The organism is Grimontia marina (genome assembly GCF_900060185.1).
Taxonomy (GTDB): domain Bacteria; phylum Pseudomonadota; class Gammaproteobacteria; order Enterobacterales; family Vibrionaceae; genus Enterovibrio; species Enterovibrio marinus.
On record NZ_FIZY01000221.1, the window covers coordinates 1 to 691 of the forward strand.

Sequence of the window (691 nt, forward strand, 5' to 3'; positions counted from 1 at the left end):
CCGGGGGTACTTACCGTGACGACGCAAAAGCGTTGGCCAAAATTACAAACAGCTTACGCTGTAATTTTGGAGTTGGCATTTATCCACGGGTAAACCCATGGTTTTATGTATGCACAGAATAAACGGTGCCCAGGAGAATAATCATTTAGTAAACGGTTCAGTTGTGACAGTAGAAGTAACATTCGTTGATGCTAGCCCTGCACAAACCATAGACGTTAGCATTGGTGAGGCGTCTGATAGGCTGGCAATCGACAGGCAAGCAGTGTGCAAGATTATCCAGTAAGTAATTGTGAGCCTTTTCTGAGTTTAATTCAGACTCTGGATACACTTTTTCATATAACATTAAGGCTCTGCCACCCATAGGGATACTGCCCCTAAGCACTTGAAATATTCCCTGCCCGTTGATAGAAGACCAATCGACAATGACAAGAGGGAGAGGGTTATGGCCAACCAAATGTTCAGTCATGAACTCATAAAAATAGAGCCGTTCACTATGCAAATAAGGGTGCCCATCTAACCTTTCAGCACGCTGTATATCGTGCTTCTTATCTGTATCAGAGCTATTTTTAAGACCCCGACCAAGGTATGTGACAGTCGTTCGTTGGTCACGCCTTCCCGATTCAACAAAAGTAAAAGCGGTCCTAAGCCTGACGTTGTGAATATCATGGTAAGTCGTTGCAATCTTAGAAAT

1 pseudogene is annotated in these 691 nt (G+C 43.7%); it reads right to left on the reverse strand.

The features are described from left to right. Nucleotides 1-157 precede the first annotated feature (157 nt). Nucleotides 158-691: pseudogene (locus GMA8713_RS28380) on the reverse strand (hypothetical protein); the annotation flags it as partial.